This is a genomic window from Serratia sp. Res13-Sevr-LER1-36-b, assembly GCF_015673035.1.
GTDB lineage: Bacteria > Pseudomonadota > Gammaproteobacteria > Enterobacterales > Enterobacteriaceae > Chania > Chania fonticola_C.
On the sequence record NZ_JADACK010000016.1, the window covers coordinates 32,263 to 56,871 of the forward strand.

Below are 24,609 nucleotides of genomic sequence, written 5' to 3' on the forward strand. Positions count from 1 at the left end.
TATTCAACAATTAGTCATCTCCAAGAGCCAAATAGATATCCTGTAACTGACCGCCACGCTCAACGGTAAGATTCAGTTCACTGAGTTCTGAAAGCTGTTTCAATGCCTGTTGAGCCTGCTGTGCATCGCGCAGATCCAGGCCATTAAGCGCTACGGCAAGATCGTTTTCATGCAGCCCGACCTTGCGGAATAACTCCCCTTGTTTGCCCGGATTGAGTCGATAGCCGATGAGTTTGTCCTCCACCATCACCGGTGAGATATTCAGGTAATTGAGAATGCTTTGCGGCTGCTTTTGCAGCTGTGCCTTGAGCTGCGACGCTGAAGTTTTTTTGTCACTCTTAGCGGCCTCGGGTTGCTCGCTGAACAACAACAACGACTCATAATTCCCCTGATAGGAGATCACGATACGATCGGCAAAAATTGACGCAATTCGGGCGTCATAACCAGGCACCAACTCCCCCACGCCAAGGCTGAACTGCTTGCTGTCTTTGGCGATAATGGCGATGGAACGCTCTGAATTGGGGCTGGCGACAATGCCGGTCAGGTTTAGCTTGAGAGAAGAAGGCGGTGCGTTACGCAGGGTTTGGTCAGAGACCGAATGCTTAGTGGCGGAAGATGAGGGTAGCGAAGTACCAAAGAGGGTGAAGCGGTAACGTTCAGGCTCACCCCCACCGCCCGTTGTTACTGGTGCGAAGTCTGCTTTGGATAAGCGTACGGGGGATATTTCAGAGGGCAGGAGCCCATGCCAGGTGAGCAAGGCGAGTTGATTGCAAATCAACAGTGACAGCACGCATAAAGCCCATCGCGGCGTTAACAGCCTGAAAGTAGCCTCTCTGCACACCGATAACATTACAGAAAATCGCATCTTGCCTTCCTTTGCCTGCTTCTCTGTTTACGCCAGCTAGAAGTTCACCGATATCAGTCAATCGGTGGGCATATCGTTGGGGGCATTGTCGTTTGAGAATATGTAAGATTATGACTAAAACCTTACAACTCAGTACCGCTGTCAGCCCTTACGTTTCTGAATACATCCTCTCAGAAGTGGTTACTTTATACATACTCCCCTAAATAATAAATCATTATTTTTGCTTATCGAAATAATTTATCTTTCTGTTTTTATAGCTATTTATTTCTTAATCTCGCTAGCATAAAAGCGCTTTAACCTGTTTTATCTCCCTCCTCTAAACTTCGGTTCCTCCTTCCACCTACGCCCCTTCTCCTCCTAAAGCAGGAGGATGCTCCTCCTCATCATGCAATATCTAATACCACTGCTTTACACATTGATACCATTTTTTACTTTCTATAATGTAAGCCTGATAGGGAATTTAGAATGCTGAAAAATACCTGTAATGCCCTACTTTTCGGCTCGCTTGTCATATTAAGCGGCTGTGATAATAATAATTCTTCAGACGTTAGCCCTGACACCAACAACCAAGAGCCGATTGCACGCCTACCTGACATAGCGATGCCTGGCGAAGCCGTCATGGCAGGTGAAAACCAGGCGGTAATTCATCTGGTCGATATTGCTGGTATCACCAGCGGCTCCGCCGCTGATTACAGTACCAAGAACCTGTTTTTATGGAATAACGACACCTGTGACGCCCTGGATAACCCCTCTGGGGACTGGAATGACACCAGTACAACACCGACAGGCAGCGACAGTTATGGCCCGTATTGGGTGCTCCCACTGACCAAAACGACTGGATGTATCAACTTCATTTTGCGTGATGGCACCAATAAGCTGATTGATGCGGATATGCGTTTATCGTTCAGTGACTTTCCGGACAGGACCGTTTCTACCCTTGCAGGTAGCAGCACGCTTTATGATACCCGTGCCGAAGCTTTCCGTGCGGCCTTCGGGGTTGCTCTGGCTGAAGCCCATTGGGTAGATAAACACACCCTGCTGTGGCCTGCCGCGGAAGGGAAACCTATCGTGCGTCTGTACTACAACCACAGTGGCAAAGTGGCTGCCAACAGCGAAGGGAAATTTACCGATCGCTATCTTTCTCTGACACCGACCAGCATCAGCCAGGAACTGGGTTCGCGCTTCCCTCACCTTTCGGGGTATGCCGCCTTCAAGTTGCCGGATAATGCAAAAGTCGACGAACTGCTTAGCGGCGAGACCGTCGCCCTGGCCGCCAATCAGGACGGCATCCTTATTTCAGCCACTCAGGTACAGACCGCTGGTGTTCTCGATGATCGCTTCTCCGCCGCTGCGGAAAACCTGGAATATGGTGCTCTGCTGACCGATTCTGGCGTCACTTTCCGTGTCTGGGCACCAACGGCCCAGCAGGCAGAACTGGTGATCTACAGTGCGGATAAAAAAGTCATTGGCAGCCATCCGATGACTAGAGATAACGATTCCGGTGCTTGGTCATATCAAGGAAGTCACGACCTTAAAGACGCTTTTTATCGTTACGCCCTGACCGTTTATCATCCGCAAACGCGCAAAGTGGAGCAGTATGAAGTCACCGACCCTTACTCCCATAGCCTCTCCACCAACTCCGAATACAGCCAGGTCGTGGATCTCAATGACAGCGCGTTGAAACCAGAAGGCTGGGACGGCCTGACAATGCCCCACCCGCAGACCAGCCAGGCTGATATTGCCAAGATGGTCATCCATGAGTCACATATCCGCGATCTTTCCGCCTGGGATCAGACCGTTCCTGAACAGGTACGGGGCAAATATCTGGCGTTGACTGCCACCGACAGCAATATGGTGCAGCATCTCAGACAGCTTGGGCAAGCTGGCGTAACCCACATTGAATTACTACCGGTGTTCGATCTGGCAACCGTCAATGAGTTCAACGACAAAGTGGCGGATCTCACCCATCCATTCAGTCGGCTTTGTGAACTGAACAGCGCCGTCAAGCAAAGCCGTTTTGCCGGCTACTGTGGAAGTTCAACCTCCATCGGTGATGTACTAGAAGAACTGCAACAGAATGACAGCCAGGACAACCCGCAGGTGCAGGAATTGAATGGCTATGTGGCTCAGACTGACTCCTACAACTGGGGTTATGATCCGTTCCACTACACGGTGCCTGAAGGCTCTTACGCTACCAATCCCGAAGGCACTGCCCGCATCAAAGAGTTTCGTACCATGGTGCAGACCATCAAGCAGCAACTGGGCATGAACATCATCATGGACGTGGTTTATAACCATACCAATGCGGCTGGCCCAACGGATCGTACCTCGGTGCTGGATAAAATCGTGCCCTGGTATTATCAACGCTTGAACGAAACTACGGGCAGTGTAGAGTCGGCCACCTGCTGTTCCGACTCAGCCCCCGAACACCGGATGTTTGCCAAACTGATTGAAGATTCTCTGGTGGTCTGGAGCCGAGACTACAAGATTGATGCATTCCGCTTTGACCTGATGGGCTATCATCCGAAAGCACAAATCCTGGCTGCCCGGGAGAAAGTAAAATCGGTGAACCCCAGCGTTTATTTCTTTGGTGAAGGTTGGAATTCTGGTCAGGACGATCGCTTCGAAATCGCTTCGCAGATCACGTTAAAAGGCACCGGCATTGGCACCTTCTCCGATCGCCTGCGTGATGCTGTTCGCGGAGGCGGCCCGTTTGACTCTGGTGATGCCTTGCGTCAAAACCAGGGGGTGGGTAACGGCGCTGGAGTATTGGCTAACGAGTTAACCCAGCAAAATGAGGATACCGTGCACCATCTGGCCGATCTGACCCGTCTGGGCATGGCCGGCAACCTGGCTGAATTCCTGTTGATCGATAAAGACGGCTCCGTCAAGAAAGGCAGCGAAATTGACTATAACGGGGCGATTGGGGGTTATGCCAACGATCCGACCGAAGTGGTCAACTATGTTTCCAAACACGACAACCAAACCTTATGGGATATGATCAGTTACAAAGCCGCACGTGAAGCCGATCTCACCACTCGCGTCCGCATGCAGGCGGTGTCACTGGCCACGACGTTGTTGGGTCAAGGGCTGGCATTCGATCAACAAGGTTCAGAACTCTTGCGTTCCAAGTCATTTACCCGTGACTCATATGATGCCGGGGACTGGTACAACCGTGTGGATTACAGCTATCAAGACAACAACTTCAATGTTGGTATGCCACGCATCAGCGATGATGGTGACAACTATTCGCTGATCGCCAGCGTAAAAGATGCTGTTGCCACACCTGGCCAAACAGAGATCGCGCAGATGACCTCGTTCTATCAGGAACTCACCCAACTGCGCCAATCTTCGCCTCTGATTGCCTTGGGTAGCGGCCATGAAGTGATGAAGCGTGTCGATTTCCGTAACACAGGTGCAGAACAGCAACTGGGCTTACTGGTGATGACCATTGATGACGGCATTCAGGCGGGCAACGATCTTGATCCACAAGCCGATGCGTTAGTCGTTATCATCAACGCAGCGCCGGAAGCAAGAACGCTTAATGACTTTACCGGTGAAAACCTCACCCTGAGCCCAATCCAACAAAACCTGGGAGACCGCTCACTCGCCTCCGGTGTCAACATTACCGCAGAGGGCAGCGTTACCGTTCCCGCTTGGTCGGTAGCCTTGTTGGTCAAACAACAAGTCTCTGCCCAAGGCACAGGTTTGCCTGTAAGCAGTAAATAAAACGGTCCGTTTCGGGTCACCATCAGGTGGCCCGAAACGAGAGGTTAAACCAACTGAGTCACATCAACCCCGAATATAAGTTCAATGCTATTGACCCGAGTTTTCTGGCAGGATATACCCTTCATACTTTGGCGTTGCCCCAGCGTTGGCGACACGCCAATAAAAAACCTCTGGCTGTAGAAATCAGCGTCAATGAAAGGTTCAGGGATGTGGACAATAAATCGATAGTAGAGCCAGAAGTCAGCGTTCAACCAGCCAAGGGGCTGTTTATTCCCCGCTATCTGCTGCCAGTGTATGCATTGTTGTTAATAGCGATAGGTTGGTTTTCCGGACAGCACTGGCGTAACAACCAAGCTTTCGCAGCCCCCGCGTTGACTCAAATTGCCCCCTCTGCCGCGATAAAAACGGAGATGCCCAGGCATACGGTCACCAACGCTGATATAGGAACTGCGCATGATGAAAATAAACCGGCGCAGCAAGTGGGATCAGATAAAAAAGTCCTCCCCTCCTTAGCCAGTGATGAATTAGCCCCGTTAAGATACAGCGCGCACGTTTACGCATCGGAAGATGACAAACGCAGCATCACGCTGAACGGGCAGCGTTATCAGGAAGGAGACAGCCCTGCCCCCAACCTTACGATTGAGCAAATACAACAGGACGTGACTATCTTTAACTTCAATGGCGATGTATTCACACTTGACGCGTTAGAAGATTGGCCGGGCGGCAAGGTAGAGAGAGAAAGCGCCGCCGAAGGATCAGAATAAATCTTACCGCTAGCCCGTACACTGGAGCAGGACACCAAGTTGGTGTCACTAACTGCTTCTTTCTGCACGCAGTTCGTCGGTAAAAGGTGCCAACAGGCTGTTAAAGCTGCTGCACTTGGTTTGTTCCGGCGTGTTGTCTCTCATCAGGCTTTGATAAATTTCCTCACTACGCTGCGGCAAAGCCCCGTAGCTAGAGCTATTCCAGCCCCGTTGCTTGGCGACTTTGTAGGCAACCTTGTCAATGACCGCATCGCTGGGTAAATCACTACGATTGCACTTATATTTTAAATATTTGGTACCAGCAACCACCGACGCCAGCTGTTCTACCTGTTCATTAAGGGTGATCGGACCCTTTTGCACAGAAGAACGTGGTTGCTGACAACCCGCTGTTACCAGCAAAAGCAACACGAGGGCAAGACGAAAAATATGAGTTAACTGCATGATAATAATAATCTTATCTTGATTAAGTGGTTCTATTTTAACAAATCCCCCAGCACTGTCACTTGCTAGAGAGAAAAGTTTTCCTTATTGCGATCCCGCTTGCAGATTCATTTTCAGTGCTTTGCATTTTACCTCGTAGCCACACAAGTAGAGCGCTGCGCGACAAGGCTAACGATATCTATGATTGAGCGGTTATTAATCCACGGCGTCAATAGCTGACACAGAGAAAATGGCTTCAGCCCCTTTTCATTCAAGGTACTACATCACTACATGACAAGATTGAAGCCTAATGGCCACCCTTTTCTATCATAAAAGGATTGAAAGCTGAATCGATACATTAATCATGCAGCAAACTCAACCAATTATTCAATTTAAATCACAATAAAAAAGCAATGAAACGATAATAATTAAATTAATTTTGATTTACGTCACAAACAAAAAATACCATCTTGCTTGGTTAGCGGTTTTATTGCAGTTTCAATCCATAAGATTCAGTAATGCATAAATTTTTATCGGTCTTATTCATAAAAAGCTGAATCGTTTCAACTTTAAAGCAGAAAACGCGTTAGATATAATATTTATATAACAGAAGTTAAATGCAATGAGCGGGTGAATATATTGTTCTCCCTTGTCCATTTTTAACAAAATTACTACAAGGAACGTAATGTCTTACGGTCATCCTATGAAAAAAAAACTTTCCCCTGGGTTAATCATCGCAGTCAGTGCCACACTGCTTTACGGTTGCGATAACTCAAGTAACAGTAATCTCCCAAACGATGATAAGCATGTTCAATCCTCTTACCTGGAAAAGTATCGACCTCAATTACAATATACCGCAGCTAAAAACTGGCAAAACGATCCTAACGGATTAGTTTATTACGAAGGTGAATATCATCTTTTTTATCAGTACAACCCTAACGGCAATGGCTGGGGCGACATGTCCTGGGGCCATGCCTTTAGCACCGATCTGTTACATTGGGAAGAGTTACCCGTCGCTTTAGCCGTTGAGAAAGATGCTGAAGGAAAGGCAACTCAGATGTTTTTCTCGGGTAGTGCCGTCGTCGATATCGATAATACCAGCGGCTTGGGTGAGCCAGGCAAACCCGCCATGATAGCGATGTATACCAGCTATTATCCGGCAAGCATGACATTGGCAAACGGTAAAACCGTTGAGGAAGGCACTCAGGCGCAATCTCTCGCTTATAGCCTGGATAAAGGCCGTACTTGGCAGTTGTATGCTAATAATCCAGTATTGCCTTTGCCACCAACCGGCTATGAAGAACAATTCCGAGAGTTCCGCGATCCTAAACTGTTCTGGTTCGAACCGGAAAAAAAATGGGTAATGGTCGCAGTACTCGCCACCCAGCATAAAGCAGTCCTGTATTCGTCTAAAAATCTACGCGAATGGGAGTTTATGAGTGAATTCGGGCCAATAAATGCCACTGCTGGCGTGTGGGAATGCCCTGATTTATTCGAGCTCCCCGTCAATGGTGATCCCGCAAACAGGAAATGGGTGATGGTCATCAACCTTAACCCTGGTGGGCCGGTTGGCGGTTCGGGCTCGCAGTATTTTGTCGGTAATTTTAACGGTACCACCTTTGAGGCTGACGACAACAATGTCTTTGACAGTACGCCTCCAGAGGGCGCCGTTGTTGAGAACTTCGAAGGTGACTATAACTCACTGGGATGGACCGCAACGGGAGATCTGGTTGATAGCTATGTATCGCAAGGTAATAATTCAGGTCAGAATGGGGTAAGCCTGTATCAAGGTGAGAAGTTGCTGAATACCTTCGTCAATGGCGACGCGGCAATCGGCACCGTAACGTCCCCCTCGTTTAAAATTACCGATAACTATATCAACCTTATGGTTGGCGGAGGCAACCATCCCCACGTTGCTGACAGTACCCTGAAAACCGAATTGCCAACGGGTGATCTATTGTTCTCAGGTGCAGATTCTGAAGGTGATGAAAAGGTGACCTATAGTCAACTCGGATGGACAGCTGAAGGTGATTTTACCAATCAGCAGGTTGCCACTGGCACCATTGGCGATCAGCAGCAAGTCACCGGTTTCCTGGGTTCACATCTGGTAAACAGCTTTTTTGGCAAATTAATCAATAAAGAAGGTGGAGATTCGGCAATAGGAACATTGACCTCTCCCGCGTTTACCCTTGAAAAACCCTATATCAACTTCCTGATCGGCGGCGGCAATAATCCCTATGGCAAAAGTGGGGCTACGGCGGTGGTACTGTTGGTAAATGGAGAGGTCACACGGAGCGCAACCGGAAATAGCAGCGAAGCCCTGAACTGGGTCAATTGGGATGTCGCCGAATATCAAGGGCAGCAGGCCAGGATCGCCATTATTGATGACAACAGCGGCGGCTGGGGCCATATTTTGGCCGACCACTTTATTGCCTCAGATCTACCAGCCAAACCGATTTCATCCGAAACCACGGTCAATCTGCTGGTTAATGACAAAATCATCTATAGCGCGACCGGCTCAAATTCTGAAGCCCTTGACTGGCGTTCTTGGAACGTCGCTTCACTCAAAGGGGAGAATGCTCAAATCCAGGTTATTGATAATAATACCGGGAGTTGGGGGCACATATTGGTTGACCAAATCCTCTTATCTGATCAACCGAAACAAACCGCCAACTGGGCAGATTTTGGCTCTGATTTCTATGCTGCCGTTTCCTGGAACGGCGTTCCTGATGGTAAACGTTATTGGATCGGTTGGATGAGCAATTGGGATTACGCCGGTAGTGTACCCACCACCCCTTGGCGCGGTGGACAGACCTTGGTCAGAGAGTTGAAGCTGCAAACGGTGGGGGACCACATCAAACTCACCCAGGCCCCGGTTGAAAGCATGACCGGCCTGCGTGGTAAACCGCTCTACCAGTTAAAAGAAGAAACTGTGCTCTCGGCAGGAGACACTCTGTTGGCAGATGCAGGTGTGCAAGGACAAGTGTATGAAATAGAGGCTCAATTGAAGCCGGAGCATGCTGAAGAAGTCGGTTTCAAGATCCGTAAAGGTGCACAGGGTGAAGAAACCCTCATCGGTTATGATGCAGTGGCAGGAGAACTCTATCTGGATCGGACAAAATCGGGTGAAAGCACATTCTTTTCAGGCTTTGCTGCCAAACACCGCGCCCCGCTGCCACTTTCAGATGACGGCATACTGAAATTACGCATTATTGTTGATACATCCTCAGTCACCGTTTTTTCCGGTAAAGGTGAAGTAGTTCTGACCGATCTGATATTTCCAGACCCTTCCAGCACCGGCATTGAAGTTTACAGCCAAGGCAACTCAGCGACGATTGCTACGATGACCATATGGCCGCTGAAATCAATTTGGGCTGATAAGTAGCCCTGCCCCCGCCCCCGAGCTTTCTGGAAGCTCGGGGTCATTCATAATGTTGCGAAGTAACAGCCCACCAAGAAGAAGCCTAACTCAAAGAAAAGTAATTATATTTACTCAATTTTAAAAATACATTCAAATTAACTATATAGGCTTCAATTTTCTGATGTCTTGTCTATCTGACGATATCACCTCCCCTTTTTAATTTCTGGATATATCATTTAAAAACTCAATTTTCATCCTGTTACATATACAATAATGAAAACCATCACATCTACTTGCTATTCATTATGTTCAAGCATTACTATCTCACCGCTTTATTCTCACCACGGGGGCCTTATGGACGATGGAAGTTTTAGTTTTAGCTTAGTACTACTGGATAAATTTCAGTAATGTAGTTCATGCTACATTCTGAAATAAACAGAATGTAGACAATCAATCAACGGCTTATCAGCAACGGCCTGGCACTGTCGATGTGCCTTGGCATCTGATAATACCGGCTTGTCATGCCTGTTCCTGTAGTATTCATCGTTCACCATCAGCGTAACAATCAGCAAATTAATTTATCTCAAGCTATATATGTTCGTTTAAAACGGAGGCGATCGGCTTTATTAAGCTGACGTTACCGCCGGTTTTTTGAGAAATTTATGGGATTGGCATTATGCAAAAAAGCAGAAGTACATCTATTTCTAGAAAGTACTATCTAAATGACCTTATTGTTTTTGTAATAGCATCATTGGTCATCGTCTTTCTTATCCGTGCCTGGGGAGACATGCACGGTTCGTTCGATGAACACAGCGTGAGCACCATTAGTCTGGACACCTGGAATCTTTTCTATTACTCACTAAGAACGACAATGCGGTTTGCAATCGGCATGATTTGGTCACTGCTATTCTCCATCGTCTTTGCCGTCTTAGCGGCTCGCTACGTGCCGTTACGCAGGGTGATATTACCTTTCGTCAACTTTATGGAGTCAGTACCCTTGGTGGGCTTTTTAACCTTCACCACGGTGTATTTTCTTGGCCTGTACCCACACAGCGTGATGGGGCTGGAGTGTACCGCTATCTTTGCGGTATTTACCGGCCAGGCATGGAACATGATGCTAACGTTGTACCAAACGCTGCGCATTGTTCCAAGTGAACTGGACGAAGCCGCACGCAGTTTCAACTACAATCCATGGCAACGCTTCTGGCGGTTAGAGTTTATCTATTCCGTGCCCGGGTTATTATGGAATGCCATGGTGTCACAATCGGCAGCATGGTTCGCTCTGGTAGCGTCGGAGGCCATCCCGGTCAACGATAAATCGGTGGCGTTGCCTGGAGTAGGTTCCTATATTGCCGAAGCGCTGGCGCAGCAAAACCTGCACGCTATTCTGTTTGCTGTGATCACATTGGCAGCCAATATTATCGTGCTCGACCAATTGGTTTTCCGCCCGTTGGTTCGCTATACCTCCCGTTTCAAATACGAAGATGTTACCGCCAATAAAACTGAGGGCAGCTCATGGTTTTATAACTGCCTGAGCGATTCCCATATAGGATCAATGTTGTCAGCAGCCCTGCGCATGCTGGCTGATTTATGGCTGTTTAAGCTGCCGCAGATCTGGTACGGCCTTGGGTTGCACAAGCTGTTTCGTATCACCGCAAAAGCCAACTGGCTGTGGCGCAGTACTTGGTATCTCGCGGTGGTCATGGCCTGTGCCTGGTTCGGGTATCAACTGTGGGAGTATTTCCCAAAACAATACTTCGCCATGATGCCTGAATGGATGCTGCTGACTACTGCGCGTGTAGTGGCTGCAATGGTGCTCAGTATCGTGATTTTCACCCCACTCGGCGTCTGGATAGGTATGAATCCACGCCTGGTGAAATTCTTCCAACCGATCATTCAAATCCTGGCTGCTATCCCACCAAATATTTTCTATCCTCTGATCGCCGCTTTTATCGCTGTTTATCATCAGGACCTTGGCTGGTGGGCGATTCCAATGATCATGCTCGGCACACAGTGGTATGTGTTGTTTAACGTCATTGCTGGCGTCACGGCAATCCCATCCCATATCACCGAAGTCAGCGAAACCTTCGGTTTACGGGGTTTCAAATGGTGGCGTTACTATATGCTGCCCGCGATTTTCCCCTACATCGTTACCGGCATTATTTCTGCAGCAGGCGGTGCCTGGAATAGCGCCATTGCAGCAGAGGTCATTCAATGGGGAGCAACCACGATCAGTACTACCGGGCTGGGCGCTTTTATTTCAGTCGTGACCGATGCCGGTAAAAACCCGGAGTCCGCGCTGGGCTGCGCTGCCATGTGCTCACTGGTGGCGTTATGCGTAATCTTTATCTGGCAGCCGCTGTATCGCGTAGCAGAAACCAAATTCAAATATGATTAACGTGGGAAAATTAAATGACTATTCAAGAAGTGGTGCTCAGTGCCAAGCAGGTAAACAAAGCCTTCCTTGGAGAGAACAAGCTCCCCAAGGAAGTTCTGCGCGACGTGAATCTGAATATTCACAAGGGTGAATTCGTTACCATCCTTGGGCAGTCAGGTTCAGGTAAATCAACGTTGATGCACATATTTGCCGGCCTGATTTTCCCTGATACCGGTACGGTATCGCTGGCTGGAAAACCTATCGAAGGACCCGATGCCGATATCAGCATGGTATTCCAGTCTTATGCTCTTTATCCGTGGCTCACGGTGTATGACAACATCGCCTTTGGCCTGCTCGCACAAGACTTGCCACCGCAATTGATCGACAAAAAGCTGAAAGCATTACTCATGCTGGTTGGCTTGAATGGGTATGAGAAAGCCTGGCCCCGTGAACTTTCCGGTGGTATGCGCCAGCGCGTAGGTTTTGCCCGAGCATTAGCCGTGGAACCCAAAGTTTTACTGTTGGATGAACCCTTTTCTTCTCTTGATATCTTCACTGCGCAGAAACTGCGGACGGATTTAATGAATATCTGGACGAATAAAAAAAATAATACCAGCGCCATCGTCATGGTGAGCCATGACATAGAAGAAGCAGTCATGATGTCTGACCGAGTCGTCATTATGGATGCCAATAGCCGGCAGATCACCGATGAGATCGTTATCGACAGGCCACGAGGATCACGGGGCAGACAGAATATGGCCTCTATTATTGATGACACCAGCGATCGTTTGTATAAGAAAATTGCGATATCACAAAAAGCATCATAACTTTCAACGCATTTATTAACATCAGGTTATTGATATGAAAAATAAAATGTACTTGGCTGTACTGGGGTTACTATTGCCAGTAGCCAGCACCACGTTGGCTGCAGAAATCGTAAATAAAGACGGCAATAAATTGGATTTATATGGGCAGATTAATGGCGTTCATTATTTCAGTAATAATGCTGGCAGCAGCGGCGATCAGTCCTACACTCGCTTTGGCTTTAAAGGTGAAACACAAATTAATGATGACATCATAGGATACGGCCAGTGGGAATATCAGATTGGGCTGAACGGAGCGGAAAACGGCGAGCAAAATGGTAACTATACGCGGTTGGGTTTTGCCGGGGTGAAATTCGGCCCGTTTGGCAGCATCAGCTATGGGCGCAACTACGGTTTACTCTATGATGTTGGCAGTTGGACCGATGTATTACCCGAGTTTGGTAATGACAGTTATGAAGCTGCCGATAACTTTATGACCAGTCGGGGCAACGGTATGTTGACCTATCATAATCAGGGTTTGGGGGGGATTATTGATGGCCTGGATATCGGCATGCAATATCAGGGAAAGAATCGGGGAGACGACGCTCATCACACGCAAGACCTACAGACACAAAACGGCGATGGATATTCCTTCTCCACGACCTACGACATGGGTTGGGGGCTAAGCGCTGGCGGTGCCTACGCCAATTCGGATCGTACACAGGCACAGCGTAGCTTTGGTCTGGCCAATGGCGATCGTGCCAGAGCCTGGACTCTAGGCCTGAAGTACGATCGGGATAACCTCTATCTGGCAGCAAACTATACCCGCACTCAGAACATGACCTACGTGGATGGTGGCAACTACACCGGCTTTGCACCAAAGGCCGATGCCGTCGAAGCCGTGGCGCAGTATCACTTTGATTCTGGCATCACCCCTTCTCTTGCCTATTTGCAGTCACGTGGGCGTGACCTGCCTGGCATCGGTGATACCGATCTGGTCAAGTATATAGATATGGCGCTGAGTTATAGCTTCAATGCCAATATGTCGACCTATGTAGAGTACAAACTGAATCTGTTGGATAAACAGAATGCAGCCGGTTTAAGTGCTGATGATGTCGTCGAGACGGGGATTATGTACCAGTTCTGAGAAGTTAAGCGTGAAACACATGCCTGATGAGGTTTGGCCTCATCGGGCTTTTTTATCGTTTTTGAATGGATAAAAGGCAGCAAGCAAGACAGATGTATGAAAGTCAAAAACAGTGAATACAATCATGTTGGCCGCTTCTTTCTCCATTCCACATTGACTGCGTTACAATCATTTAACGGTTTAGTTTCACTTCTATTGTTCCGGAATTTATAGCCAACCACTCATTTAAACTACAACCTCGTTGACGCTATGTTTAGTTTAAACAACCCTTGCGACACCCATTAATATTACATTACATTTTGCAGTTCTAAAACACCACTCAGTTATTGAGCTTCCTGACCCTTGTGGGTACTATGAGACTCCGATTTGATACAGGATAAAATTATGGACACCGACGGTTCGTTATTCATTGGTTTATTGAGCCTGCTGGAGGCTTAGGCGCAATAGTCATTTTACTGCGCCCTGAAAAGTATTCGTATGTGACGTCATCACGTCACAACTGCACTATATTCTTACCTCCTTCAGTGCCCTATACTAGGCGATCCCAAGCTGACAGCATCTCTCAATAACCCGAATTCAACTTATTAATCAGACCAATATGGCCACAGGCATTCTCCCGTGTAAATTTTCACGTCTGAATTTTCCTGTGAAAAACTCAGCGGAATATCCTATTCGACTATTTTTTTTAAAACATAACCAAGGAAACATGATGGCCAAGAAAAAAGTATTACTTACTGTCAGCAACGTTAGTAAGAGCTTCCAACCTACGGCCCAAAAATCACATTTGGTCCTTAGTGATATCGACCTCACAGTCTATGACAATGAAGTGATCAGCGTATTAGGGAAATCCGGCTCGGGAAAATCCACCCTACTGAGGATCATATCAGGTTTGATATCGCCTGATTTTGGGGATGTCATGCTGGGTGAAGTCAAAGTCTCAGGCCCTAACCCACAAATCAATATGGTTTTCCAGAACTTTGCTATTTTCCCTTGGTTAACCGTCTATCAAAATATCGCCTTTGGATTGCAGGCACAGCATTATTCCCAAGACACCATCGACAAACAGGTGATAAAAATGCTGAACCTGATTGGTCTGGAAAAGTACCGCAATGCTTTCCCACGAGAACTTTCCGGTGGTATGCGCCAACGGGTGGGGTTTGCCCGTGCGCTCGTCGTCGAACCTGAATTGTTGTTACTGGATGAACCTTTCTCTTCCCTGGATATTTATACCGGAGAAAATTTGCGCAGAGACCTAATGCAGATCTGGTCGACGCGAAAAATAAAAACTCGCTCCATGATTTTAGTAACCCACAGCATAACAGAAGCCGTAATGATGTCAGATCGGATTATTTTGCTAGGTTCAGAACCCGGTACCGTTACCGGCAATTATGAAATCACCACGCGGCGTGAGGAGCGGAACAAACGCTCAATGCAAAGCCTGATCGAAGAAATCAGCGCTGAGCTAAGCCAGCAAATTGCTACTTCGGCCTATTAAAGGCAAACCTATGCAAACGCAGCTGCCGCGCGTTTGCCAAGGAATAATATCAATTTCTAATCGCTGTCTGGCAGATGAAAAGTCTGCCATTTTAACTACCTGTTTATCAAGAGTTACCTTTTTTCGGTGTTTCATGATAAGCAGATAACATGTTGGTTTTTATTATGCATTTTATTCAAACATTAATAACGCTATCAACGGCATCGTTACTTGGCGCAATTATTGGCTATGAAAGACAGTTCCGGCAACGCACCGCCGGGTTACGCACCAATACGCTTGTTGCCACCAGCGCAGCTATTTTTGTACATCTGGCTATGACCATTGATGGCAGTGGGGGTGCGGTAAGAGTGATTTCTTATGTGGTTTCTGGCGTCGGTTTTCTTGGCGCCGGGGCAATCATGAAAGAAGGAATGAATATCCGCGGCCTGAACACAGCGGCTACGCTTTGGGGATCGGCAGCCGTTGGTACCTGTGCAGGTTGTGCATTATATGGAGATGCACTGGCCGCTACCTTATACGTGCTGGCTGCCAACACACTGCTGCGCCCGATCGTCAATATGGTCAACAAACAACCCTTCAGCGATGTTAACGGTGAATCCACCTACCAGATCTGCGTTATTGCATTTGAACACGAGCAACGTGAAGCATTAGCCAAATTCAAAAAGGTGATGCAAGCCGAAAACTGCTTTATCTCGCACCTGGATATCGAGCCTTTTGGCGATGATGACGTAGAGATCACCGCAACTCTCATGCCCGCCTCTGTCACTACTACGGTACTTGATAAAACCGTCAATACTTTACTTGGCGATAGCATGATGAAACAGGCCTATTATAGCCGAATTTGTGGCTCCGGTTAAAAACGTCATGCAGGGCCCTTTTGCACCACCAATTAAAATATGAATGAAGAGCTTTATTATGAAAAGTATGCCGAAATTATCTCACCTGACTACTTTTAAAGAAATTGTTTACTGCGGTAGTTTACATGAAACATCAAAAAAACTGGCTATTTCACAGCCGACACTCAGCCGTATTATAAAAGAACTTGAAGAAAATATTGGCTCGCGTCTATTGGAACGCAGCAACCGTGGTGTCCGACTCACTGCGGTAGGTGAAGCATTTTTTCAACGCATTGACGCTATCACCAATGAGTTAAGAAATACCATTTATGAATTCCGTGGGCTGAAAGAAACCGGAGAGAAATTCTTGCGCCTAGGCATGAGCACCTATCCACTGCTGTGCTACCTCCCCGACGCACTTGAGATCTTTAATCAGCGTTATCCACACACCCGTATTATCGTGATTGAGGATTGCCCCGAGGGGTTGGTTGCCAAGTTGAGAAATAACGAATTGGATCTGGTGGTCTGTAACCTCAGCGAGGGGATTAACTGTGTCGATCTGGTAACACAAGACTTCAAATGTGAAACGTTCTCCCTTTATCAAGGGAACAATCAAGCCTCTGATGAGTTGCCGCTGGACGAAACAAAGTGGGTAGTCCCACATTCCTGTACTGCCGGTCGCTTAGCGATGCAAGACTCCTCTTTCCCGTGCACGCAGCAGGGTAATGTCGTGGAAACTGATTCTTTCCTCGCCACCTGGTGTCTAGTGAAACAACAGGGTTATCTCGCGCTTTTAAGCGATCGTATCGTGGCACATTACAGCCCACAGCTGAACCTCAAGAAAAAATCTGCTGAAGATATCAATATCAGCGCATGCTTTTATATTATTAAACGTGACGAGCCCATGACATCGTCTATAACTAACGATTTTACCGAGATCCTGATGGCGATGTGAACGCGCGGAAAATCACCTGACGAAGTGATGCAAGCGCCTAGAAAGTAAAAACCTGACGGACGTATGAAAACGAAAAACCCCAAGCTCTTACGAGCTTGGGGTCTGTATTTGGCGGAAGGACAGAGATTCGAACTCTGGGAGCTGTTACACTCGACGGTTTTCAAGACCGTTGCCTTAAACCACTCGGCCATCCTTCCAATGGGCGCAGATATTAACGGTACCGTTATGAAATGTCTATCGTTTTCACGTAAAAAAATGCGTCAAAACGCTCGTTCGCTTAAATTTCAGGCCGATTGTGGTAAAAAAAACCAGAACCCCGCATCAGCGAGGCTCTTTTCGGACAATATGCAGGCAGTTATTTAGGTTGGGTATCGTACTCTGAACAGCTCTGATAACCCTTGTTCATCACGTGCCCCGTATCGTTGAAGCTGACAAAATAGGTCTGTGCTTTACCATCCCGTGGTGCCACGGCATAAGTATCACAAGTACCCTGTGCATGGATCAGGCTAGCAGAGGTTGATGGCGGCCCGGCAATTGCGCGCACTTGCTGTTTCGTCATTCCGACTTTTACATCGCTTACCACAGGCTCGTTCACATAGCTCGCGGCCCTGTCGTAAGTGGTACACCCAGTCAGTACGGTAAATAGCGCCGCAGTACATACGGCCAAAACCAGTTTCTTTGTCATCGCTTATCTCCTTAGCATGCTTATTGTTATCTAAGTGTAGAAGCTAAAAGGCTTTTATGCCAATAATGCGTTGCCGCTATTAATAGTTGGCCCAGATACCCGGCGTCACCAGTTCCAACAGGTGGCCATCTGGATCGCGGAAATAAATACTCTCCGCACCCTGTTCCCAAAGCATACGCCCTTCTATCTCAACACCGTGTTCGGCCAACTGCTGCTCCCATAGGGGCAACTGGGCCTTGCTCACGGCCAAACCAAGATGTTGTGGACCGCTGCCATCATGAGGGGGAATGTAGCCTCCCGGATAGTGAGCATCATTCAGCGAATCCCCGGCAACAAACAGCAGCAACACGCTTTGATCGGAGATGTTATAGGCCCGGAAACGATCATTTGCTACCATCGCTGGCAGTTGCAACACCTGCTGATAGAAGGCTGCGGCACGTTCGATATCGTTAACATACAACACCGTCTCAATCACACGCTCAATCTTAAGTTCCATACCAACCTCCTGATTTATCAATTTATAAACAGGGTAGGTGTGTACGGGCTCAACAGAATAGCAATCAGTGCCGCGCGAAGATCAATCTGTGCGGCTGGCGAACGGGCAAAAAAAACGCGGCCCGAAGGCCGCGTGGTCACATTCACAGTATTGCTTAGAACTGGTAAACCAGACCTACAGCAACCACGTCGTCGGTATTGATACCGGCTTTGTCGGTAAATGTGTTGTCGTCCAGCAGGTTGATTTTGTAGTCAACGTAGGTGGACATGTTTTTGTTGAAGTAGTAGGTCGCGCCCACATCAACATATTTCAGCAGATCTTGGTCGCCATAACCGCCACCAATGTCCTTGCCTTTAGACTGCAGGTAGGCCACGGAAGGACGCAGGCCGAAGTCGAACTGGTACTGTGCAACCACTTCGAAGTTCTGTGCCTTGTTCGCGTAACCGTACAGAGAGCTATTGCTGTTGCCGAAACGGGTAGCATTGTAAGACTGGGTATACATCGCAGCCAGATAGACGTTGTTAGCGTCGTATTTCAGACCACCGCTATAGCCTTCGGCTTTGTCACCACGACCCAGAATAGAAGAGGTGCCGTTAGGGCCACCGTTCTGATCGTTGGTACGGTCAGAATTGAAGAACGCACCAGCTGCACTGATGCCATAGCCCAGATCATAGGATACGGACATACCGTAGCCGTCACCGTTCTGGTTCAGGACATCACGGCCGTTGTTGCTTTCTTCACCGTTGCCGTTTTTACCTTGATACTGCAGGGCAAAGTTCAGGCCATCAACCAGACCAAAGAAGTTGTTGTTACGATAAGTCACAACACCGCTGGTGCGTTGGAACAGGAAGTTGTCCGCGCCATAGGTATCGCCACCAAACTCAGGCAACACGTCGGTCCATGCGCCGATGTCATACATCACACCGTAGTTACGGCCGTAATCCAATGAGCCGTAATCGCCGAATTTCAGACCAGCGAAGCCCACACGGGTGAATGAGTCATTTTCGTCTTCAGTTTTGTTCAACTGAACCTGATATTCCCACTCACCATAACCGGTCAGCTGATCGTTGATCTGAGTTTCGCCACGCAGGCCAAAACGCATGTAAGACTGATCGCCGTCGGTTTTATCGTTGTCGGAAAAATAGTGAAGACCGTCGATTTTACCGAACAAATCCAGTTTATTGCCGTCTTTGTTGTAGATTTCTGCTGCACCTGCTGTGCCTGCCATCAACAGAGCTGGGACGATCAGGGAGAGTACTCGAAGTTTCATCGTTATTATCCTCTTAATTATGTCGAGCTACGGCCACTGCTCTTCTGAGCATTATTAGCGCGACTGTGAATCACCATTCTGGTAACAAGGGCTATATTAATCCAGAAAGAAAATGATACCAAGTATCCAATAGTGTTTCATACCAATATTTAAAGGTTTCAAAATGTAAATACTGGCGAACTTTAACAAAAACTTACCGACAAAACAAATAAAGCACCGAAAGATAAAAAAATAAATTAAACCTTACAAAACAATAAAATATACAAATCTTTATAAAAATAAAGATATCAGGACAAAAGTATCAAACAATAAGCACGTTGTGCCAAAAACCGTTTCAACGCCTGGCGCTATAATCATCCCGCTATCATCATTATTTTCATTATTACCTTCATTATCCGTATGATAATTTTTGTAGTTACGACCGGCCTCTGGCCGGTTTTTTTATACCCAAAATCAGTGCGTAAATCGTTCCAATAAAGCATTTTATGCACAAATTTAATCACAAAGAGATATCATAAACATGATCAATCACCGCACTAATAGCTAAATTAACCATAAAAAACCGCCAAAAAATTAACCAATGAATAATTTGTCGCCGCTCATCGTTTAAATAGCCCACAACTACATACAAAATAGCAATATCTCCTGCATCAATTCCCTCGATAATAGATTTGTTCCCTTATGAAACTATTTCACCCTCTTCTGAGAGTGATCTAACACAGCTCCTTCCTCCTGATGGGCTACACGGTTAACGCGAATCCTTTCGACCCCGATCACAGATTGTGATAAAAACAGGGGTTCATTTAAGCCACTATCCAGAGCCGATCCCGATACCGACATGACAGTCACTTGCAACGAACAAAGTAAGCCCGGTGTGCCCGAGCAGAATGCCACCCGCCTGGCCTTTTTTATCGCCGGACTGGCAATGGCCACCTGGGCACCGCTGGTGCCTTTTGCCAAAACGCGTATCAATATAGATGACGGCTCATTAGGCCTGCTGCTGCTGTGCATCGGGGTTGGCTCGATCATGGCAATGCCGTTGACTGGGCTTTTGACCGGCAAATTTGGCTGTCGCCGCGTGATCCTGCTGGCGGGTATCGCCCTATGCATCGATTTGCCGCTGCTGGTGCTGATGGACTCCACCTTGGGGATGGCATTAGCCTTACTGCTGTTCGGTGCAGCAATTGGTATGATTGACGTGGCCATGAACATTCAGGCCGTAGTGGTCGAACGCGCCAGCAGCCGTGCCATGATGTCCGGTTTTCACGGTTTCTTCAGCGTTGGCGGGATCGCCGGTGCGGGTGGAGTCAGCGCCCTGTTATGGCTGGGGCTAGGCCCGCTACAAGCCACGCTGATCGCCGTCGTCGCCATTCTGGCTCTGCTGCTGATTGCCAGTAAAAACCTGCTGCGTGAAAGTGGCGGAGATAAAGAAGGCCCGATGTTCGTTTTGCCACGTGGCTGGGTCATGTTTATTGGCCTACTGTGCTTCATCATGTTCCTGGCGGAAGGTTCAATGCTCGACTGGAGCGCGCTGTACCTGACCACCATGCGCGGGATGGATCATAACCAGGCAGGCTTGGGTTACGCCTTGTTCTCCATTGCCATGACAATCGGCAGGCTGAATGGCGATCGCGTGGTGAATGCCATGGGCAGATATCAGGTGCTGTTGCTGGGTAGCCTGTGTGCGGCCATCGGCCTGGCGCTGGCCATTACCATAGACAGCGCCATAGCCTCTTTGATTGGTTTTATGCTGGTCGGCGTCGGGGCATCCAACGTGGTCCCTATTCTGTTTAGCGCAGCTGGGAACCAACGCGTCATGCCTGCCAACCTGGCCATTGCTTCGGTCACCACGGTGGGCTATGCCGGTATTCTGGCCGGCCCGGCAGTGATCGGGCTAATCGCCCAGATCTCCAGCCTGACGTTTGCCCTGGCCTGTGTCGCGGCATTACTGCTGATCGTCACTGCCAGTGCCAAAGCGGTCACTCGCTAATTTCAGGAATGCGTAGCCATGTTGCAAGATAGACAACTGACCATAAACTCCCGCTACATCACCCGCAGCTTCTGGCTGTTTGTCGTGCTGCTGGCCATGGCCATTGGGTTGTACAGCTATAACTACACCAACGCCTATCTGACGGAGAAAAAACATGCCGTCAACACCATCGCCAACATGCTGCAAAAGCGTATCGACAGCTACCGCTCTCTGACCGAGCAAATCTACGACAAATTTGGTAATACCGCGTCGCTTCCTGTTGAGACCAACCTGCAGGAAACCCGACTGCGTCCGGATGTCTATTATGTTGAGAAGCGACGCAGCAAAACCGATGCGGTCATTTTTGGCAACCACGACATCGCCACGCTGGCTACGGTTGCCAATATCTCGGACTTTCTCGATAACCGCTGGGGAACCGAGACTGAAAACTATGCGATGTATTTTCTCAACGGGCAAGATAACAGCCTGAGCCTGGTGACGACCCAATCGCTGAAAGACCTGACCTCGCGGTTGAAAGAAAACTACCTGACTACGTCAGTGTCAGACCGCCGCACCGAAATGCTGCAACAGGCCAATATGCTGGACGAACGCGAAAGTTTTTCCGGCCTGCGCAAACAGCGCTTCCAGAATGCCTACTCGTTTTCCATCCGCACCACCTTTAACCAGCCAGGACATTTGGCCACGGTGATCGCCTTCGACCTGCCGATTAACGATATCATTCCGCTTAACATGGCCCGCTCCAACTTCCTGCTGCTGCCCGATAATGAAGAGATCGACGACAGCATGGTGCCGAGCGAAACGGCAATCAACGCCCAGGCTGCCCTGAAAGGCAGTTGGGTTGAATTCAGTGTTTCCTTGCCCAACTCGCCGCTGCAGTTGATTTACCGCGTTTCAGCTTTCAATCTGGCGATTGACCTGCTGCGCAATAACATCTGGCTACTGGCGGTCAATCTGCTGTTACTGACGCTATCGATGGTGGGCATTTATTTCCTCCGCCAGCAATACATCCGCCCCAGCGAAAATATCGCCGCCGAGCTGGATCTCCAACGCTCGCTCAACCAGGAAATTGTCGCCAGCCTACCTTGCGGGCTACTGGTCTATGACTTTGCCGATAATAGCGTGATTACCAGCAACAAGATCGCCGAGCACCTGTTGCCACATCTCAGCCTGTCCAAAATTGCCCATATGGCGGAGCAGCATCACGGCGTGATCCAGGCTACGGTCAACAACGAAGTCTATGAGATCCGCATCTTCCGCAGCCAACGAACGGCGGAAACCTATCTGTTCCTGCTCAACGATCAGGATAAAGAAGTGATGGTGAACAAACGGCTGCAACAGGCCCGCCGCGAATACGATAAAAACGTTCAGGCCCGTAAGTTGATGCTGCACAACCTGGGGATCGAGCTGAATCAGCCGGTGCGGCAAATGCACGAACTGGCCGGGAGCCTGTGCCAACCATCAGATGCCGAGCAGCAACAGACATTGCTTAAACAACTCAACCTGGCTTCTGCATCGGTATTGGATCTGATCGACAATATCACCCTGCTCACCCGGCTGGAAACACAGGATTGGCAGCCGGTACGTCAACCATTCAATCCCTCTGCACTGCTGGATGAACTGCTGCTGGACATGCTGCCAGCCATCAACCAGAAAGGGCTGGCGCTGTTCAATCACGTTAATCTGGACGTCAACCAACAGTACATTGGCGATGCTGGCGCACTGCGCAAAATCCTTTCATTGCTGCTGCGCTACGCCATCATCACCACCGCCTACGGCAAGATCACACTGGTGGTAGAACAGGAAGCCGATCGCCCTGAACAACTGGTATTTCATATCAATGACACCGGCACCGGCATTTCCAGTGAGGAAATCAGCAACCTGACCTACCCGTTCCTCAGCCAAACGCTGGTCGATCGCTTCGACCATGGTTCTGGGTTGACGTTTTTCCTGTGTAATCAATTGTGCAAAAAACTCAATGGCCAGTTGGATATCCGCAGCAAAATCGATATCGGTACCCGCTATACCATTCGCGTCACTATGGAGCAGGAAAAAACAGAGGAACAGGCGACGGAGAAATTACTCGATGGGGTAACGGCGCTGCTGGATATCACCTCCGACGAGATCCGCCTTATCGTGACTCAGCTACTGGCGGGCTACGGGGCCAACTGCATCGTGGCCGAGGAGCACCAAAACAGCCGGGATTATGATGTATTACTGACCGATAACCCGCAGCAAGCCGACGACTATACGTTACTGCTAACCAGCGATGAAGCGGGCTGGCAACAGCTTGATAAAGGCTATATTCGCGTCAACTATAACCTGCACAATGCCATGATCGACGCTGTGCTGATCTTGATAGAACACCAGATGGCGGCACAAGAGCAGGAAGAAACCCCTGTAGGATCACTGGCAGAAAGCGCCCAAGTGTATGAAAAACAATTGAGATCAAGTGATTACTATGGTTTGTTTATTGATACAGTACCCGACGATATCAAAAAACTGTATACTGAGGCGGGCAGCGGTGATTTTGCAGCGCTGTCTCAAACCGCACACCGCCTGAAGGGCGTGTTTGCCATGTTAAATCTGCTTCCCGGAAAGCTTCTGTGTGAATCGTTAGAACAGCACATCGCGGACGGTGATGCGCTCAAGATCGAGAATAACATCAGTCAGATTGATTTTTTCGTCAGTAGACTGCTGCAGCAAGGTAGCCAACAACATGAATAACCTGAACGTAATTATTGCCGATGACCATCCTATCGTACTGTTTGGCATCCGGAAGTCACTTGAGCAAATTGAGTGGGTGAATGTCGTTGGGGAGTTCGAGGACTCTACAGCACTGATCAACAATCTGTCCAAGCTGGACGCCAACGTACTGATCACCGATCTTTCGATGCCGGGTGACAAATATGGCGACGGCATTACGCTGATAAAATATATCAAACGCCACTATCCGCAATTGTCGATCATCGTTCTGACCATGAACAACAATCCGGCCATTCTCAGCGCGGTGTTGGATCTGGACATCGAAGGCATCGTCCTGAAACAGGGTGCGCCTACCGATTTGCCAAAAGCGCTGGCCGCATTGCAGAAAGGAAAGAAATTCACGCCAGAGAGCGTTTCAAAGCTGTTGGAGAAAATCAGCGCCAGCGGTTACGGTGACAAACGCCTCTCCCCGAAAGAAAGTGAAGTGTTGCGTCTGTTCGCCGAAGGTTTCCTGGTGACCGAAATCGCCAAAAAACTGAACCGTAGCATCAAGACTATCAGTAGCCAGAAGAAATCAGCCATGATGAAACTGGGTGTTGATAACGATATCGCACTGCTCAACTATCTCTCTTCCGTCAGTATGACGCAGTTGGATAAAGACTAAAGTTCAACGGGTGCAGCATGCAGCACCCCTGAACCAACATTGTGATCAA

At 48.5% G+C, this 24,609-nt stretch carries 17 protein-coding genes and 1 tRNA gene; 12 read left to right on the top strand and 6 right to left on the bottom strand.

All coding sequences use genetic code 11. The features are described 5' to 3' along the window. Nucleotides 1-10: 10 nt before the first annotated feature. A complete protein-coding gene (gene gspC, locus IMQ33_RS09755) occupies nucleotides 11-790 on the bottom strand; it encodes a type II secretion system protein GspC (RefSeq protein ID WP_253082672.1) in 780 nt (259 codons plus the stop codon). 540 nt (nucleotides 791-1,330) lie between these two features. Here gspC and pulA point away from each other — a divergent pair. Both pulA and gspB read left to right on the top strand, forming a co-directional pair. Next, the gene (gene pulA / locus IMQ33_RS09760) at nucleotides 1,331-4,594 is read left to right on the top strand and encodes a pullulanase-type alpha-1,6-glucosidase (RefSeq protein WP_196062675.1); all 3,264 of its coding nucleotides are present in this window, start codon (nucleotides 1,331-1,333) and stop codon (nucleotides 4,592-4,594) included. A gap of 26 nt (nucleotides 4,595-4,620) precedes the next feature. Next, nucleotides 4,621-5,358: a type II secretion system assembly factor GspB gene (gspB, locus tag IMQ33_RS09765; RefSeq protein ID WP_370572874.1), complete on the top strand. Its 738-nt coding sequence runs from the start codon at nucleotides 4,621-4,623 to the stop codon at nucleotides 5,356-5,358. 48 nt (nucleotides 5,359-5,406) lie between these two features. On the opposite strand, the gene gspS is transcribed toward gspB, so the two are convergent. Further along, nucleotides 5,407-5,799 (bottom strand): type II secretion system pilot lipoprotein GspS, encoded by a 393-nt coding sequence (gspS, locus tag IMQ33_RS09770; protein ID WP_196062676.1) that lies wholly within the window; start codon nucleotides 5,797-5,799, stop codon nucleotides 5,407-5,409. A gap of 664 nt (nucleotides 5,800-6,463) precedes the next feature. Here gspS and IMQ33_RS09775 point away from each other — a divergent pair. From IMQ33_RS09775 to IMQ33_RS09805, 7 genes are all read left to right on the top strand, one after another. Next, on the top strand, nucleotides 6,464-9,163 hold the full coding sequence (locus IMQ33_RS09775) for a glycoside hydrolase family 32 protein (RefSeq protein ID WP_230326808.1): 2,700 nt from the start codon (nucleotides 6,464-6,466) through the stop codon (nucleotides 9,161-9,163). Nucleotides 9,164-10,010: 847 nt separating this feature from the next. Continuing rightward, nucleotides 10,011-11,537 (top strand): ABC transporter permease subunit, encoded by a 1,527-nt coding sequence (locus IMQ33_RS09780; RefSeq protein ID WP_230326809.1) that lies wholly within the window; start codon nucleotides 10,011-10,013, stop codon nucleotides 11,535-11,537. Between the two features lie 14 nt (nucleotides 11,538-11,551). After that, complete coding sequence (locus IMQ33_RS09785) at nucleotides 11,552-12,343, top strand: ABC transporter ATP-binding protein (protein WP_196062678.1); 792 nt, start codon at nucleotides 11,552-11,554, stop codon at nucleotides 12,341-12,343. Between the two features lie 46 nt (nucleotides 12,344-12,389). Then, a complete protein-coding gene (locus tag IMQ33_RS09790; RefSeq protein ID WP_230326814.1) occupies nucleotides 12,390-13,466 on the top strand; it encodes a porin in 1,077 nt (358 codons plus the stop codon). A 709-nt stretch (nucleotides 13,467-14,175) separates the two neighbouring features. Beyond that, entirely contained in the window at nucleotides 14,176-14,961 is a 786-nt protein-coding gene (locus IMQ33_RS09795; protein ID WP_230326810.1) for an ABC transporter ATP-binding protein, read from the top strand. Between the two features lie 149 nt (nucleotides 14,962-15,110). After that, nucleotides 15,111-15,818, top strand: coding sequence for an MgtC/SapB family protein (locus IMQ33_RS09800; RefSeq protein ID WP_065683124.1), 708 nt, complete (start codon nucleotides 15,111-15,113; stop codon nucleotides 15,816-15,818). Nucleotides 15,819-15,876: 58 nt separating this feature from the next. Next, entirely contained in the window at nucleotides 15,877-16,752 is an 876-nt protein-coding gene (locus IMQ33_RS09805) for a LysR family transcriptional regulator (RefSeq protein ID WP_065683123.1), read from the top strand. Nucleotides 16,753-16,861: 109 nt separating this feature from the next. Here the strand turns inward: IMQ33_RS09805 and IMQ33_RS09810 are convergent. The 4 genes from IMQ33_RS09810 to ompC form a co-directional block, all read right to left on the bottom strand. After that, nucleotides 16,862-16,949, bottom strand: a tRNA-Ser gene (locus IMQ33_RS09810). A gap of 158 nt (nucleotides 16,950-17,107) precedes the next feature. Further along, nucleotides 17,108-17,437, bottom strand: coding sequence for an osmotically-inducible lipoprotein OsmE (gene osmE, locus IMQ33_RS09815; RefSeq protein ID WP_065683122.1), 330 nt, complete (start codon nucleotides 17,435-17,437; stop codon nucleotides 17,108-17,110). Between the two features lie 79 nt (nucleotides 17,438-17,516). Beyond that, the gene (locus IMQ33_RS09820; protein WP_196062679.1) at nucleotides 17,517-17,933 is read right to left on the bottom strand and encodes a VOC family protein; all 417 of its coding nucleotides are present in this window, start codon (nucleotides 17,931-17,933) and stop codon (nucleotides 17,517-17,519) included. Nucleotides 17,934-18,087: 154 nt separating this feature from the next. After that, on the bottom strand, nucleotides 18,088-19,203 hold the full coding sequence (ompC, locus tag IMQ33_RS09825; protein ID WP_065683120.1) for a porin OmpC: 1,116 nt from the start codon (nucleotides 19,201-19,203) through the stop codon (nucleotides 18,088-18,090). 838 nt (nucleotides 19,204-20,041) lie between these two features. Here ompC and IMQ33_RS09830 point away from each other — a divergent pair. Genes IMQ33_RS09830 through rcsB form a run of 3 tightly spaced genes read left to right on the top strand, consistent with a single transcriptional unit; the run spans nucleotide 20,042 to nucleotide 24,560 of the window. Next, nucleotides 20,042-21,193, top strand: a complete 1,152-nt coding sequence (locus tag IMQ33_RS09830) for an MFS transporter (RefSeq protein ID WP_098930400.1) — start codon at nucleotides 20,042-20,044, stop codon at nucleotides 21,191-21,193. Nucleotides 21,194-21,214: 21 nt separating this feature from the next. Beyond that, nucleotides 21,215-23,917 carry a phosphotransferase RcsD gene (rcsD, locus tag IMQ33_RS09835; protein ID WP_186579470.1) on the top strand — a complete coding sequence of 901 codons (2,703 nt, stop codon included), beginning with the start codon at nucleotides 21,215-21,217 and terminating at the stop codon, nucleotides 23,915-23,917. Next, on the top strand, nucleotides 23,910-24,560 hold the full coding sequence (gene rcsB, locus IMQ33_RS09840) for a response regulator transcription factor RcsB (RefSeq protein ID WP_021178490.1): 651 nt from the start codon (nucleotides 23,910-23,912) through the stop codon (nucleotides 24,558-24,560). The genes rcsD and rcsB overlap by 8 nt, the downstream gene beginning before the upstream one ends. The last annotated feature ends 49 nt before the right edge of the window (nucleotides 24,561-24,609 follow it).

Coding starts and splice junctions, on each gene's coding strand:
- pulA (WP_196062675.1), top strand. CDS start 1,331: ATGCTGAAAAATACCTGTAATGCCCTACTTTTCGGCTCGCTTGTCATA.
- gspS (WP_196062676.1), bottom strand. CDS start 5,799: ATGCAGTTAACTCATATTTTTCGTCTTGCCCTCGTGTTGCTTTTGCTG.
- IMQ33_RS09775 (WP_230326808.1), top strand. CDS start 6,464: ATGTCTTACGGTCATCCTATGAAAAAAAAACTTTCCCCTGGGTTAATC.
- IMQ33_RS09780 (WP_230326809.1), top strand. CDS start 10,011: ATGCGGTTTGCAATCGGCATGATTTGGTCACTGCTATTCTCCATCGTC.
- IMQ33_RS09785 (WP_196062678.1), top strand. CDS start 11,552: ATGACTATTCAAGAAGTGGTGCTCAGTGCCAAGCAGGTAAACAAAGCC.
- IMQ33_RS09790 (WP_230326814.1), top strand. CDS start 12,390: ATGTACTTGGCTGTACTGGGGTTACTATTGCCAGTAGCCAGCACCACG.
- IMQ33_RS09795 (WP_230326810.1), top strand. CDS start 14,176: ATGGCCAAGAAAAAAGTATTACTTACTGTCAGCAACGTTAGTAAGAGC.
- IMQ33_RS09800 (WP_065683124.1), top strand. CDS start 15,111: ATGTTGGTTTTTATTATGCATTTTATTCAAACATTAATAACGCTATCA.
- IMQ33_RS09805 (WP_065683123.1), top strand. CDS start 15,877: ATGAAAAGTATGCCGAAATTATCTCACCTGACTACTTTTAAAGAAATT.
- osmE (WP_065683122.1), bottom strand. CDS start 17,437: ATGACAAAGAAACTGGTTTTGGCCGTATGTACTGCGGCGCTATTTACC.
- IMQ33_RS09820 (WP_196062679.1), bottom strand. CDS start 17,933: ATGGAACTTAAGATTGAGCGTGTGATTGAGACGGTGTTGTATGTTAAC.
- ompC (WP_065683120.1), bottom strand. CDS start 19,203: ATGAAACTTCGAGTACTCTCCCTGATCGTCCCAGCTCTGTTGATGGCA.
- IMQ33_RS09830 (WP_098930400.1), top strand. CDS start 20,042: ATGACAGTCACTTGCAACGAACAAAGTAAGCCCGGTGTGCCCGAGCAG.
- rcsB (WP_021178490.1), top strand. CDS start 23,910: ATGAATAACCTGAACGTAATTATTGCCGATGACCATCCTATCGTACTG.